Annotated in this window: 10 protein-coding genes; 8 read left to right on the forward strand and 2 right to left on the reverse strand. The window is 74.0% G+C overall.

Features of this window, described 5'->3' with window-relative positions:
- Positions 1-170 precede the first annotated feature (170 nt).
- From ACIRQY_RS24990 to ACIRQY_RS25005, 4 genes are all read left to right on the forward strand, one after another.
- Entirely contained in the window at positions 171-347 is a 177-nt protein-coding gene (locus tag ACIRQY_RS24990) for a hypothetical protein (protein ID WP_403929414.1), read from the forward strand.
- A gap of 197 nt (positions 348-544) precedes the next feature.
- The gene (locus tag ACIRQY_RS24995) at positions 545-1,093 is read left to right on the forward strand and encodes a DUF1707 and FHA domain-containing protein (protein WP_351790104.1); all 549 of its coding nucleotides are present in this window, start codon (positions 545-547) and stop codon (positions 1,091-1,093) included.
- Between the two features lie 179 nt (positions 1,094-1,272).
- Positions 1,273-2,457, forward strand: coding sequence for an FG-GAP-like repeat-containing protein (locus ACIRQY_RS25000; RefSeq protein WP_403929417.1), 1,185 nt, complete (start codon positions 1,273-1,275; stop codon positions 2,455-2,457).
- A gap of 350 nt (positions 2,458-2,807) precedes the next feature.
- A complete protein-coding gene (locus ACIRQY_RS25005; protein ID WP_403929420.1) occupies positions 2,808-3,923 on the forward strand; it encodes a cytochrome P450 in 1,116 nt (371 codons plus the stop codon).
- A 77-nt stretch (positions 3,924-4,000) separates the two neighbouring features.
- Here ACIRQY_RS25005 and treY read toward each other — a convergent pair whose 3' ends face one another.
- The gene (treY, locus tag ACIRQY_RS25010; RefSeq protein ID WP_403929423.1) at positions 4,001-6,361 is read right to left on the reverse strand and encodes a malto-oligosyltrehalose synthase; all 2,361 of its coding nucleotides are present in this window, start codon (positions 6,359-6,361) and stop codon (positions 4,001-4,003) included.
- A gap of 81 nt (positions 6,362-6,442) precedes the next feature.
- Here treY and ACIRQY_RS25015 point away from each other — a divergent pair, with 81 nt between their 5' ends.
- Complete coding sequence (locus ACIRQY_RS25015) at positions 6,443-7,690, forward strand: MFS transporter (protein ID WP_403929426.1); 1,248 nt, start codon at positions 6,443-6,445, stop codon at positions 7,688-7,690.
- On the opposite strand, the gene glgX is transcribed toward ACIRQY_RS25015, so the two are convergent.
- Complete coding sequence (glgX, locus tag ACIRQY_RS25020; protein ID WP_403929429.1) at positions 7,659-9,779, reverse strand: glycogen debranching protein GlgX; 2,121 nt, start codon at positions 9,777-9,779, stop codon at positions 7,659-7,661. The two genes, ACIRQY_RS25015 and glgX, sit on opposite strands and share 32 nt — an antisense overlap.
- 137 nt (positions 9,780-9,916) lie before the next feature.
- On the opposite strand from glgX, the gene ACIRQY_RS25025 reads away from it, so the two are divergent.
- The 3 genes from ACIRQY_RS25025 to ACIRQY_RS25035 all read left to right on the forward strand — a co-directional run bounded on the left by ACIRQY_RS25025 (position 9,917) and on the right by ACIRQY_RS25035 (position 13,528).
- Positions 9,917-10,762, forward strand: a complete 846-nt coding sequence (locus ACIRQY_RS25025) for a Tat pathway signal sequence domain protein (RefSeq protein WP_403929432.1) — start codon at positions 9,917-9,919, stop codon at positions 10,760-10,762.
- A 52-nt stretch (positions 10,763-10,814) separates the two neighbouring features.
- Positions 10,815-12,140: a copper amine oxidase gene (locus ACIRQY_RS25030; RefSeq protein ID WP_403929435.1), complete on the forward strand. Its 1,326-nt coding sequence runs from the start codon at positions 10,815-10,817 to the stop codon at positions 12,138-12,140.
- A gap of 110 nt (positions 12,141-12,250) precedes the next feature.
- A complete protein-coding gene (locus tag ACIRQY_RS25035) occupies positions 12,251-13,528 on the forward strand; it encodes an SAV2148 family HEPN domain-containing protein (RefSeq protein ID WP_351790086.1) in 1,278 nt (425 codons plus the stop codon).
- The last annotated feature ends 29 nt before the right edge of the window (positions 13,529-13,557 follow it).

A 13,557-nucleotide genomic window follows, 5' to 3' on the forward strand; every position in this document is an offset into this window, starting at 1 on the left:
CCTGAGGACCGCGGACATTCCGCTTCGAGCGGTGGACGCGCGGCTCGCCCTCCTGGCCAGGGATTACGGGAGCGGGGGAGGAAGACCGGACGGCCTCAGGCCGTCCGGATTCTTCGTATGATCCTTCTCCGGCGATCGGGAAGATCGCCCAGTTAAGGGTGGGGGCAGGTATGGCGATCACGATCAAACGGCAGTACGCGCTCGTGTACGGGCTCGGTGTCTTCTTCATCTTCAGCTTGGTGGGATACAAGCTCAACGGCGGGACCCCGAGCGTGCCGTGGGCCGTCGCGGGAGGTCTCGCCGGAGCGGCGCTCGCCGTCCTCGTCCGACGGCGGGTACGCGGCTGATGTGAGCGCCCGGGGGCCGGAGGAGCCGGGCCGGTCCCCGGACCGGGCGGGCTCCAGCGGGACCGGCGTCGCCGCAGCGTCGTCGCGGTGCTCCGGAGCCGGAGGACCGCGACGACGGCCTCGGCCGGCCGACCCGGGAAGTCCAGGTCAAGGACCCTTCTGGACACTGTGGGCCCGCCGGACCGACAATCACCGGTGTGACGACCCCCTTCGAGCTTCCGGCGAACACCCCTCGGCTGACCGACGCCGAGCGGGACCGCGCGCTCGGGCTGCTCCGTGAGGGCGCCGCCCAGGGCCGCCTCTCGCACGACACGTTCCTCTTCCGGATGGAACGCGCGCTCCAGGCCCGGCGGCCGGACGAACTCGCCCTGCTCACCGCCGACCTGAGGACCGAGGGCGGCTGGACCCGGCGTGTGGTGGGCGTCGTCGGACGCATGTCGGCGTTCACGGCCCGTCTCGGCCGCGCCTGGCACGCGGAGCGGCTGCCGAAGCTCCTGCTGCCCACCCCCGGCCCGCATCCGCTGCGGATAGGACGCGACCCGGTCAACGGACTCCGTCTCAGCCACGAGACGACCTCCCGCCTCCACGCGGAGCTCTCCCTCCAGAGCGGCATGTGGATCCTCCGCGACCTCGGCTCGACGAACGGCACGACGGTCAACGGCCGCCGCGTCACCGGTGCGGTGGCGGTCCGCCCCGGCGACGTCGTCGGCTTCGGGGAGATGTCGTTCCGGCTGTCGTACGACTGAGGGGACCGGGGTCCGACGCGCCCCGGACCTTTGCGGAGCCCCCGGCTTCCCCGGCGAGTGCCGGGACCGCCGCCGGGACGGGAGTCCCCGTGGGCTCCCGTCCCGTCCCGGACACCGGGTACGGTCCTCCTCACGACGCGCTCGAAACCATGTGCGTGTCGCGAGGAGGGAGGGAACGCATGCGTACACCCCTGTCCCGGCGCCTGGCCTCGACCGCCGCCGCCCTGGGGCTCACTTCACTGGCACTGTTCGGCGCGGGCGCCGCGCCCGCTCAGGCCGCCACCGTGCGGGGCTGCCCGGACGGCTACTTCTGCGCCTGGTCGAACTCCAGTGCCACCGGCGCGATGTTCAAGACGAAGACCAGCAAGCCGACGCTGGGCAGCTGGGACAACAAGTTCCGGGAGGTCATCAACCGCAGCTCGCTCATCGCCTGCCTCTACGACGGTCCGGGCTACGACGACTCGCGGGGCTACAGCACGTACGTGAAGGAGGACTACTCCACGCACATCGCCTCCACGTCGGTCAGCTCGGTCAAGATGGTCCCCACGCGCCGGGAGTGCGAGACGGACCCGTACCCCTACTGGAGCTCGGAGACCTCGCCCAGGGCCCTCGGGTTCGGTGATCTGAACGGCGACCGCAAGGCGGACGTCCTCGTCCGCGACCTCGTCGGGCGCCTGTGGTTCCTGCCCGGCGACGGACGCGGCCGACTGGTCGGCAGCGGCTGGAACGGTATGAACGCCCTTGTCCGGCACGGGGACTTCAGCCGCGACGGCCGTGAGGACGTCATCGCCCGCGAGGCCGCCACGGGCAAGCTGTGGCTGTACCCCGGCACCGGTACCGGCGCCCTCGGCACGCGCAAGCTGCTCGGCAGCGGCGGCTGGAACTCCATGAGCAGGATCGCCGCCCTCGGCGACCTGACCGGCGACCAGCGGTCCGACCTGCTCACGGTGGAGAAGGCGACCGGCAGGCTGTGGCTGTACCCGGGGACGTCCACGGGCACCCTGGGTGGCCGGAAGCTGATCGGCAGCGGCGGCTGGAACTCCATGAACGCGCTCGTGGGCCCCGGTGACATGGACGGCGACGGCCGGGCCGACCTCTACGCCCGCGAGGCGTCCACCGGCAAGCTCTGGCTCTACCCGGGCAAGGTGGGCGGCATCGGCGCCCGCAAGCTGGTCGGCAGCGGCGGCTGGAACTCCCGTACGTCCCTGATCGCCAACGGCGACTGGTCGGGCGACGGGAAGCCGGACCTGATCGCGACCGCCGGCCTCGACTGGCTGGTCCAGTACGAGGGCACGGGCCGGGGCGGCCTCGGAGCGGGCCAGGAGACCACCGGCACCTGGTGGTCCCTGAACGGCGCCTTCTGAGATGAGGAGAGGGCCCCCGCCTCCGGGCGGTGGCCCTCTCTCGCGCCCGGCGCCGCACCGGCCTCCGGTCGCACGGGGCTCCTACGGGCCCGGGCCCGGTGTCCGCCGTCGGCGCCCGATGAGCCCCGTGATCCCCACCGGAGTCCCTGGCCCGAGTCCTTTGGCCGGGGTCCTCGGCCCGGGGCCGGACGCCCGCACCCCTCACCCGTACGGCCCCCGCGCGCGGCTCCCCGATATCACCCGTCCGGCGGTACGCGGCGGGCGGTGGCGGCCCGGTGGTGATGGGCTGTGGAGACGCGTGCCACGGTCTGCCGGCCGGGGCACCCCACCGCCGACCGACAGGGGGCGCGATGAGCGACGAGCCGAACCGCGAGCCGGGCCGGGAGATACCCGGCGAGCGGCCCCGGACGCCCACCGGCGGTCCGTGGGCCGCCGTGGACCCCTGGACGCGCCTCCCGGCCATGGCCCCCGCCGCGCCCCGACGGCCGGGCACCCCCGGACGGGTCCGCGACGCGTACGGCCCCACCGCCTCCGACGGCCCCGGACCCGGCGCCCGGACCGTCGCCCCCAGCCCCCTCGACCCGGGCGCCTCGCGCGACCCGCACCGCGTCCACCGCGCCCTGCGCGAGGACTTCCCGCTCACCCACGACCCGCTCCTTCGCGCCTGGGTGCTCAGCCGGTACGCGGACGTCGCCACCGCCCTCACCGACCCCCGCTTCACCCACGGGCACCGGCCCGGCGACCCGCCGTGCGCACGGGCCCACGTCGACGTCGACACCGAGGCCCTGCGGGCCGTCGCCGAACGCACCGCGTACGTCCTGGCCCGCCGGATCGCCGGGCGCCCGCAGACCGACCTGGTCGCGGACTTCTGCCACTGGCTGCCCGCCGGGACGGTCGCCGCCGCCGTCGGCGTGCCGTACCGGGACATGATGCGGCTGGTGCGCGGCCGGGCCGCCGGAGCCCTGGCGGGCGAGTGCGGCGGCCAGATCGCCGTACGGGAGAAGGCGCTCGCGTCCTTCCTCGGCAACGTCCTCGCCGACCCGGACCGGGTGGCCGCGCTCCGGGACGCGCCCGCCGGGCTCGTCGCCCGCGCCTGGACCGAGTCGCTGCGCCGGGACCCGCCCGTGCAGATCGCGGTGCGCCGGACGGCGGCGGAGGTGCCGGTGAGCGGCGGGGTCGTCCCGGCGGGCGCGTCCGTCGCGCTGCTCCTCGGCTCGGCGGGCCGCGACCCGGAACGCTTCCGCGACCCCGACCGGTTCGATCCGGCTCGCGACGACCCCGGGCAGCTCACGTACGGCACCGGGTTCTGCCCGGCGGTCCTCCTCGCGGGCTTCGAGGCCGAGTACGCCCTGCGGGCCCTGTTCGAGGCGATGCCCCGGCTCCGGCTCGCCGACGGCTTCCGGCCGGTGTGGTCCGGGCTCATCACCCGGGGGCCCCGGACCCTGATCGTCCGCCCCGGCGGCTGACGGCCCGCGCCCGGCGCACCCTCCCTCAGCGCCCCACCGTCCCACCGCCCCACCATCCCTCGGAGGTCCACCGTTCCTCAGCCCTCCACCCGCGCCAGCAGCGCCACCGGCCGCTCCGCGAACAGCTCCGCGAGGCGTACGCCCGCCGCCGGACCGCCCCCGAACTGCCGTCCCCCGTCCAGGACATCGGTCCACCGTCCGTCCGGCAGCACGAGCGCGGTGTCCTGCCAGCCGCCCGCCTCCGCGAGGCGCAGCGAGAGACGGGTGACGGCCGTGACCACCTCGCCGGAGCGGGCGAAGGCCAGACAGTGGCGGGCGGCGGGGCCCTCGGCGGTCAGGGGCGCGTACGACCCGACCGCGCCGAAGGCCGCCGGACGTTCCCGCCGCAGCCGCAGCGCCGCACGGACCAGGGCCGTCCGGTCGTCGTCGGGACCGGCCTCGAACAGGCCCCGGTTGTCGGGGTCCACCAGCGCCCGGTAGGCCCGTTCCGTGTTCTGGTACAGCTCCGGCACCCCCGGCATCGTCAGCTGCGCGAGGAGCGCGCCGAGCGCGTGCGCCAGGATGTGCGGCTCCAGGGCGAGGGCCGCCGCCGAGGCCCCCCGCAGCGGGACCCGGCCGGGCCCCGCCGCCGTGAACGCGGCCACCGCCCGTTCGTACTCCGGGTCCGGCTCGGTCCAGCTGGTCCGCAGCCCCGCCTCCCGTACGGACTTGAGGACGGCGGGGCCGAGCCGGTCCGGGTCGGGTGCGCCGAAGCCGAAGGCGGTCTGCCACGCGGACCAGGCCACGTGCGGGTCCGGGGCGGGCACCCCGGCGACCCCGGCGAGCAGCTCCGCCCACACCTCCGGGCACTGGGAGAGGACCGCGATCCCGGCCCGGACGTCGGCGCTGCGCTTGGTGTCGTGGGTGGACAGCACGGTCCCGGTGTCCGGCCAGTCGCGGGAGATCCGCAGACAGTACGCGTGGAACTCGTCCACCGGCACCGCCGGAGCGCCCGCCTCGCCGCCGACCTCGTTGGCCGAGAGCAGGGGGACGTACCGGTAGAACGCGGTGTCCTCCACGGACTTGGCCCGCAGCGCCGACGACGTCTGCGCGAACCTGGCCCGGAACGCCCGGTGTCCGGGACCGTCGCCCAGCGCGCCGAGCGCCAGGCCCCGGACGACGTCCACCGCCGTCGACTCCTCCGGCACGGTGAACACGGCCTTCGCCGCGCGCGCCGCCGCCGGGGTCAGGACCTCCTCGCCGCCGGTCCGGTAGGCGCGGTAGACCGGCACCCGGACGAGGAGTTCCCGGACGGCGGTGCGCAGCGCCCAGGGCGCGTGGTCCCGCAGGGCCGGGTCGGCGGCGCAGATCCGGCCCGCGAGCCGGGTGAGGACGGCCGTCTCGGCGGCTAGGTCGTGCCCGGCGACCTCTTGGGCGGCGCGTTCCTCGGTCGGTTCCCAGCGACCGCCCGCGTCTTCGCGCTGGCCGGTGAACTCCCGGTAGAGGCCGGTCAGTCGCCGGGCGCCCACCGGGTCGGTGAACACCCCGTCGAGACGGCGCAGGGCGTCGTAGCCGGTGGTCCCGGCGACCGGCCAGGCGGCGGACAGCCGCTCGGACCCGGTGAGGATCTTCTCGACCACGGTCCAGCAGCGTCCGCCGGTCGCCGCCGCCAGGTCCTCCAGATAGCCCTGCGGGTCGGCGAGCCCGTCCGGATGGTCGACGCGCAGGCCCTCCACGACCCCGTCCCGGACCAGCTCGACGATCTTCGCGTGGGTGGCCGCGAACACCTCCGGGTCCTCCATCCGGACCCCGATCAGCTCCGAGACGGTGAAGAAGCGCCGGTAGTTCAGCTCGGTCCGGGCGAGCCGCCACCAGCCGAGCCGGTACCACTGGGCGTCCAGGAGCGCGTCCAGCGGCAGCCCCTCGGTGCCGGGCCGCAGCGGGAACTCCTGGTCGTCCAGGCGCAGCACCCCGTCGCCGACCCGCAGTCGGTCCCTGACCTCGGGGAGCCGCGCGGGCAGCACCGGAAGCAGCAGCCGCCCGTCCCCGGCCGAGCGGTCGACGTCGAACCAGCGGGCGTACGGCGATCCGGGGCCGTCCCTGAGCAGCGCGCGCAGCGCGTGGTTGTGGCGGGGCGAGGCCGCCATGTGGTTGGGCACCAGATCGAGGACGAGGCCGAGGCCGTGCGCCCGCGCGGTCGCGGCGAGCTCCCGCAGCCCCTCCTCGCCGCCCAGTTCGGCGCGGACGGACCGGTGGTCGGTGACGTCGTACCCGTGGGCCGAGCCGGGGACCGCCTCCAGGACGGGGGAGAGGTGCAGATGCGAGATGCCGAGCCCGGCCAGGTGCGGCACGGCCCGTCCGGCCGCCGCGAAGGGGAACTCCGGACGGAGCTGGAGCCGGTAGGTGGCGGTGGGCGGGACGGGACGGGCGGACGCGGTACCGGCCGTGAGGGAGGTCATGCGAACGTACGTACCCGGCCGGGAGCCTTCTGTGTCATCGGCCCATGCACCCGTTGGAGTGCATCGCGTTACGGTCGCCCGATGCTCCGGACCTACCGCGACACCTTCGCGCTGCTCGGCCCCGTGCTCCCCGTCGTCTCCTTCCTCGCCCGGCTGCCCACCGCCATGTGCCAGCTCGGCACCCTGCTCCTGGTCGCGGAGACCAGCGGCTCGCTCGGTACGGCGGGCCTGGTCGGCGGGGCGCTCGCGGCCGGACAGACCTTCGCGGGGCCGGTCGTCGGGCGGCTCACCGACCGGCACGGACAGCGCGGGGTCCTCCTCGCCGCCTCCGCCGCCAACGCGCTCGCCGTCACCGGACTCGTCCTCGCCGCGCTCGCCCACGCCCCCACCGGCCCGCTGGCGGCGGTCGCGGTGCTCGCGGGGGCGTCCGTGCCGCAGGCCGGTCCGCTGGCCCGGACCCGTTCGGTGGCGCTCGCCCGCCGGTCCGGCGCCGACGAGCGGCTCGTCGGCACGGTGCTCTCCTTCGAGGGCACCCTCGACGAGGTGTCCTTCGTCATCGGACCGGCGCTCGTCGGGGTCGCCGTCGCCGTCGCGCACCCGGCCGGGGCCCTCCTCCTCGCGGCGCTGCTCCTCGCCGTCTTCGGGACCTTCTTCGCCCTGCACCCCTCGGCCGCCGCGACCGCGCCGGACCCCGCGTCCACCCGTGAGGGCTCCGCCGGACGGGCGAGGCTCGCGGGGGCCGCGTACGCGCTGCGCGGGGCGATGGTCCTCCAGGGCGTCATGTTCGGTGCCTCCCAGGCGGGGATCACCGCCCTCACCGAGGACCTCGGCGTCCCCGCGCAGGCGGGGCTCGTGTACGCGGCGATGGGGGTGATGAGCGCCGTCGTCGGGCTCTCCCTGGCGGCCCTGCCCGCCCGGATCGGCCTGACGACCCGCTGGCGCGCGGCGACCGCCGGGCTCGTCGTGCTCTCCCTGCCGCTGCCGTGGACCGGCTCCCTCGGCGGCCTGTACGCGGTCGTGGTCGTCCTCGGCGCCGCCTACGCCCCCCACCTGATCACCGTCTTCGGACTGACCGAGCGGACCGTCCCCGCCACCCGGCTCGCCGAGTCCATGGCCTTCCTCACCAGCGGCGTCGTGGCCGGTCAGGCGCTCGCCCTGGCGTTCTCCGGGCGGCTCGCCGAGCGCCACGGCGCGCCCGCCGCCTTCGTGGTGGCGGTGGGCGCGGCCGTGGCCTGCGCGGCCCTGTCCTGGGCGGTGCGGACCCGGCCCGCACCGCCCGCCCCGGCGGGGCCCGCCGTCACACGGGGCGCCGCAGGACGCTCAGGCTGAGCGGCGCCAGCGTCATCCGCTCGCCGCCCGCCAGCTCCGGGCCCTCCCGGGGCGGCATCCCCTCCGGGTCGGAGGTGTCCACCACCGTCCGCCAGCAGGCCCCGTGGCCGTCCGGGACGACGAAGTCCAGCTCCTGCGAGGAGGCGTTGAACATCAGCAGGAAGGAGTCGTCGGCGATCCGCTCGCCCTGCGGGCCCGGTTCCGAGATGGCGTTGCCGTTGAGGAAGACGGTCAGTGCCCGGGCGTGCGCCGCCTGCCAGTCGCGGGAGGTCATCTCCTCGCCCTCGGGCGTGAACCAGGCGATGTCGGTCAGCTCGTCGTGGGTGCCCTCGACGGGCCGTCCGTGGAAGAAGCGGCGGCGCCGCAGCACCGGGTGCTCCCTGCGGAGCCGCACCATCGCGCGGGTGAAGCGGAGCAGGGTCGACTCCGCCTCGCTGTTCTCCTTGGGCCAGCGCACCCAGGACACCTCGTTGTCCTGGCAGTAGGCGTTGTTGTTGCCGCCCTGGGTGCGGCCGAACTCGTCGCCGTGGCTGAGCATGGGGACGCCCTGCGACAGCATCAGGGTGGCGAGGAAGTTGCGGGACTGGCGGGCGCGCAGCTCGACGATCCCGACGTCCCCGCTGTCGCCCTCCACCCCGCAGTTCCACGAGCGGTTGTGGCTCTCGCCGTCCCGGTTGCCCTCGCCGTTCGCCTCGTTGTGCTTCTCGTCGTACGAGACGAGGTCCCGCAGGGTGAAGCCGTCGTGGCAGGTCACGAAGTTGACGGAGGCGAGCGGCCGGCGCCCGTCGCCCTGGTAGAGGTCGGAGGAGCCGGTCAGCCGGGAGGCGAACTCGGCGAGGGTGCGGGGCTCGCCGCGCCACAGGTCCCGCACGCAGTCCCGGTACTTGCCGTTCCACTCGGTCCACAGCGGCGGGAAGTTGCCGACCTGGTAGCCGCCCTCGCCGACGTCCCACGGTTCGGCGATCAGCTTCACCTGGCTCACCACGGGGTCCTGCTGCACCAGGTCGAAGAAGGACGACAGCCGGTCCACCTCGTGGAACTGGCGGGCCAGGGTAGCCGCCAGGTCGAAGCGGAAGCCGTCCACGTGCATCTCGGTCACCCAGTACCGCAGACTGTCCATGATCATCTGGAGTACGTGCGGGGAGCGCATGAGCAGCGAGTTCCCGGTGCCCGTGGTGTCGGTGTAGGTCCGGGGGTCGTCGCCGAGCCGGTAGTACGAGGGGTTGTCCAGGCCCCGGAAGGAGAGCGTCGGGCCCAGGTGGTTGCCCTCGGCGGTGTGGTTGTAGACCACGTCGAGGATGACCTCGATGCCCGCCTGGTGCAGTGCCCGCACCGCCGACTTGAACTCCAGGACCTGCTGGCCCCGGTCGCCCCAGGAGGCGTAGGCGTTGTGCGGGGCGAAGAAGCCGATGGTGTTGTAGCCCCAGTAGTTGGAGAGCCCCGCGTCCACGAGCCGGTGGTCGTTCACGAACTGGTGAACGGGCATCAGTTCGAGCGCGGTGACGCCCAGTTCCTTCAGGTGTCCGATCACCGACGGGTGCGCGAGCCCCGCGTACGTCCCGCGCAGCTCCTCCGGAAGGTCCGGGTGCAGCATCGTCAGGCCCTTCACATGGGCCTCGTAGATCACCGTGCGGTGGTACTCGGTGCGCGGCCGCCGGTCGTCGCCCCAGTCGAAGTACGGATTGACCACGACCGAGGCCATCGTGGACCCGGCGGAGTCCAGGTCGCTCCGCGCGTCCGGCCGCCCGAAGGGATAGCCGTACACCGCCTCGCCCCACGTGATCCGCCCCGACATCGCCCGCGCGTACGGGTCGAGGAGCAGCTTCGCCGCGTTGCAGCGCAGCCCGCGCTCCGGCGCGTACGGGCCGTGCACCCGGAACCCGTACCGCTGACCCGGCATCACGCCCGGCAGATAGGCGTGCCGCACGAACGCGTCGGTCTCGCGCAGCTCGACCGAGGTCTCCGCACCGTCGTCGTCGAGCAGACACAGCTCGATCCGGTGCGCGGTCTCCGAGAAGACCGCGAAGTTGGTGCCCGCTCCGTCATAGGTGGCGCCCAGGGGGTACGCCTGTCCCGGCCAGACCTGCATGAGTATGAAATTCCTCTTCTGTCCGGGTTCGGGGGTTGCTCTTCGGCCGCATCCTGCCCGAAAGAGGCGCAACCTCCTAGGACTTCACCTCGTCCTACCGGGTGACCGCAGAACAAGAGGGGGAACGAGGGGGAAGTGTGTACGAAATAGCGCGCCGCCACCTGGGGAAGGTGGTGGCCGGAGCGGCCATGGCGGTGACGGGAACCGCCGTCGCGGTCGCGATCAGCCTGCCCGGCTCGGCCGGAGCCGACGACACGCCCGGCGCCCGGGGCCCGGCGGCCGGAACCGCCGGAGCGTCCGGAACGGCCGGGGCGTCCGGTGCGGGACAGCAGGGTGGTGAAGGAACCGCGGACGGGGGCGTCGTGCCCGCGCCCGCCACCGTCGTCCCCGCCGCCGCGGAGGGCGCCCGGGGCATCGGCAGCGATCCGCTGACCGACGACGAACTGGCCCGCGCCGAGGACCTGGCGACCGCCCGGCCCGACGCCGCCGCACAGCAGGACGTCGTGGGCGGCCGGGGGCCCCAGCACCTCGGCACCGACCTCGCCGACCCGGTGGCCGGCGACCCGACCCGCCGCGCCGAGGTCCGCCTCTACGACTACGCGCGGGACGAGCTGATCACCCGGACCGTCAACCTCGACACGGGCAAGGTCGAACGCTCCGCCGCCCAGCGCGGGGTCCAGCCCTCCGCGCACCCCGAGGAACTCCGCAAGGCACTGGAGCTGATCCTCGCCAGCCCGCTCGGCAAGGGCGTCAAGGAGGACTACAAGGACGCCACGGGCAAGCAGCTGACCTCCACCACCCAGCTGTGGTTCAACGGCGACGTCTACCGCCCCTACCGCGAGGCGAACGTCCCCGAGGTGCTCACCGACTGCGGGAAGCACCGCTGCGTCCGGCTCGTCACCAAGGTCCTCAACGGGGCCTGGATCGACACCCGCAACCTGATCGTCGACCTCTCGGCGAGGACCGTCACCCGCGTCGGCTGACCGCCGCCCGCCGCATCTCCGTACCGATCTCCGTACCGAGGAGTACGTTCCCATGTCCCATCAGTCACACCGGCGTACCCGCCGGGGCGCCCTGCTGACCGCGGCCGCCCTGCTCGGCACCGCCACGGCCGCCGCGGCCCCCGCGACCGGGGCCACCGCCGCCCCCCGGCCCCCGGCGCCGACCCGCGCGCCCGCCCCGCCGACCGCCGACTGCTCCGCCGCCTACCGCATCACCCAGAAGCTCGACGGCGGCACCACCTGGCGCATGTGCTGGCGCTACGACACCGACGCCGGGCTCACCCTCGACAACATCACCTTCCAGCCGCCCGGCGCCACCGCGCCCATCAAGGTCCTCGCCAGCGCCCGGCTCGCCCAGATCCACGTCCCGTACGACGACGGCGTCTCCGAGTACGACGACCTGACCGGCGCCGGATTCGGCTGGGGCCTGCAGAGCCTCAAGCCCGCCGAGTGTCCCGGCGGCACCATCACCACCATCAAGGTCCCCGAGGTCGGCGAGGCCAAGGCCCTGTGCACCACGACCCGGGCCCGCGGCCACGCCTACCGCATGGCCAGCGACACCGGCAGCAAGGTCTACCAGGCCCAGGCCAAGGACCTGCTCGTCTACACCGTGAACAAGGTCGGCTGGTACGAGTACATCACCGAGTGGCGCTTCTCCGCCGACGGCACCATCGGCGCCAACGTCGGAGCCACCGGCAGCCTCTCCCCGGTCGACTACAACGCCACCGACGGCCGGAGCTGGCCCCTCGGCAAGGGCGCCCGCGGCTACGCCACCAGCCACGCCCACAACGTCTTCTGGAAGCTCGACTTCGGCCTCGACGGCTCCACCAAGGACCGCATCGAGCAGTTCGACTCCACCGTCACCGCCCCCGCGCCGGGCGGCGGCGGCCCCACCGTGAAGACCCAGCGCAGCGTCGTCTCCAAGGAACTCGCCGGGGACGCCAAGAACATGCGCTGGTGGCGGGTGGTCAGCGGCACCGGGAAGAACGCCGACGGCCACGCCCGCTCCTACGAGATCGTGCCCGGCCACAGCGACACCCACGCCGGACGCGGCTTCACCAAGCACGACATCTACTTCACCCAGGCCCGCGCCTGCGAGAAGTTCGCCAGCAACAACATCGGCAACTGTGGCACCAACGCAGGTGACAGCGTGGACAAATGGGTCAATGGTGAGACTCTGACCAAACCGTCCGTCTGGGTCAACATAGGGTTCCACCACATCGCCCGGGACGAGGACCAGCAGCCCATGCCGGTCCACTGGCAGGGCTTCCAGCTGGCCCCCCGCGACGTCACCGCTATGAATCCGCTCACTCCGCCGGAACTCGCCTCCGAGAACGGACAGCCCGATCTCGGTAGTTGACGGAGCAGCCTGACGATCCTGCTGCACCGCCTCCCGCTCCCGGAGTACCCTTCCTTGATCGTTGTCGGACCGGTCGACACGGGCGTCCAGGAGCAGAAGGCGGTGCGCGGGTGAGCTCGGGAGGTCTGGAGCTGCCCCCAGGTGACGAGGGTCACGAGGGGGGCCCGGCCGGGCCCGCGGAGGCGACGCCCGGCGCGGGCACTCCGCCGGGCGTGCCACCGGGCACGGTCACCGTCGTCCGGCCCGTGGAGATAGGGGCCGAACTCGACTGGGGCGCCGAGGCGTGGAGCGAGGTCCGCACCCGCGCCCAGCGCGCCGGACGCGCCTACATCTGGCTGAACCTGGTCGAACAGCGGCTCCGCGCCGTGGTCGCCGCCGTCCTGCGGCCCGTGTACGAACCCGTGCACGGCGAGGAGTGGGTGGTGGCCGCGGCCGGCCCCGCAGGCCAGGAATGGGTCCAGCGGGCCGTCGCCGTCCGTGAGGTCTCCCGCCGCAAGGGCTACCTCCTCGACCCGGCCGACGACAACGTCCTCAGCTTCCTCACCCTGCCCCAGCTGCGCGAGCTGATGGTCCAGCACTGGCCCTGCTTCGAGCCCTACTTCGACGACCGGCGCGAGGTGGAGCTGGCCCTGGACGAACTGGAGGTCACCCGGAACGTCGTCTCCCGCAACCGGGCCCTCTCCCTGACCGTCCTCGCCCAGTCCGAACGGGCCTCCGCCCGCATCCTGGAGATCCTCGGCAGCGGCGCCGCCGTGCCCTCCGCCGACCGGCTGCCCGTCGACGCGGTCGAGGACCTCGTCGGCGACCGGTACGCGGACGTCGTCTCCGTCCACCCCGACCGGGTCCGGCTCCAGCGGCAGCTGCCCGCCGAGGACCTCTTCGGCGGGGCCCGCCGCCTCGACGCCACCGGCATAGGCCTGAACCTCCTCGTGCAGAACTTCTCCGGCCGCCGCATGGTCCGGCTCGCCGAGTCCGGCTGCCGCACCCGGCTCCTCTTCCTCAACCCCGCCAGCAGCGCCGTGAAGCGGCGCGAACGCGAGCTCGGGCTGAAGAAGGGCGAACTCAGCCGCTCGGTCGAGATGAACATCCTGCACATGCGCCGGGTCCGCTCCAAGCTCCGCGACCCCGGCGCCTTCCAGATCCACGTCTTCGACGAGACCCCCCGCTTCACCGCCTACCTGGTGGACGGCGACGGACCGGACGGCGTCGGCGTCGTCCAGTCCTATCTGCGCCGCGCCCGGGGCATGGAGGCACCCGTCCTCGTCCTGCGCGGCGGCCGGAACGTGGTCCGGCACGGCCAGGGCGCCCGAGACGGCGACCACGGGCTCTTCGAGACCTACCGGGAGGAGTTCGAGTCCGTCTGGCTCGACTCACGCCCGGTCTCCTGACCCGCCGCCGGGTCTCCCGGCCCGCCCCC

It is taken from the genome of Streptomyces sp. NPDC101490, assembly GCF_044767145.1.
Lineage (GTDB): Bacteria > Actinomycetota > Actinomycetes > Streptomycetales > Streptomycetaceae > Streptomyces.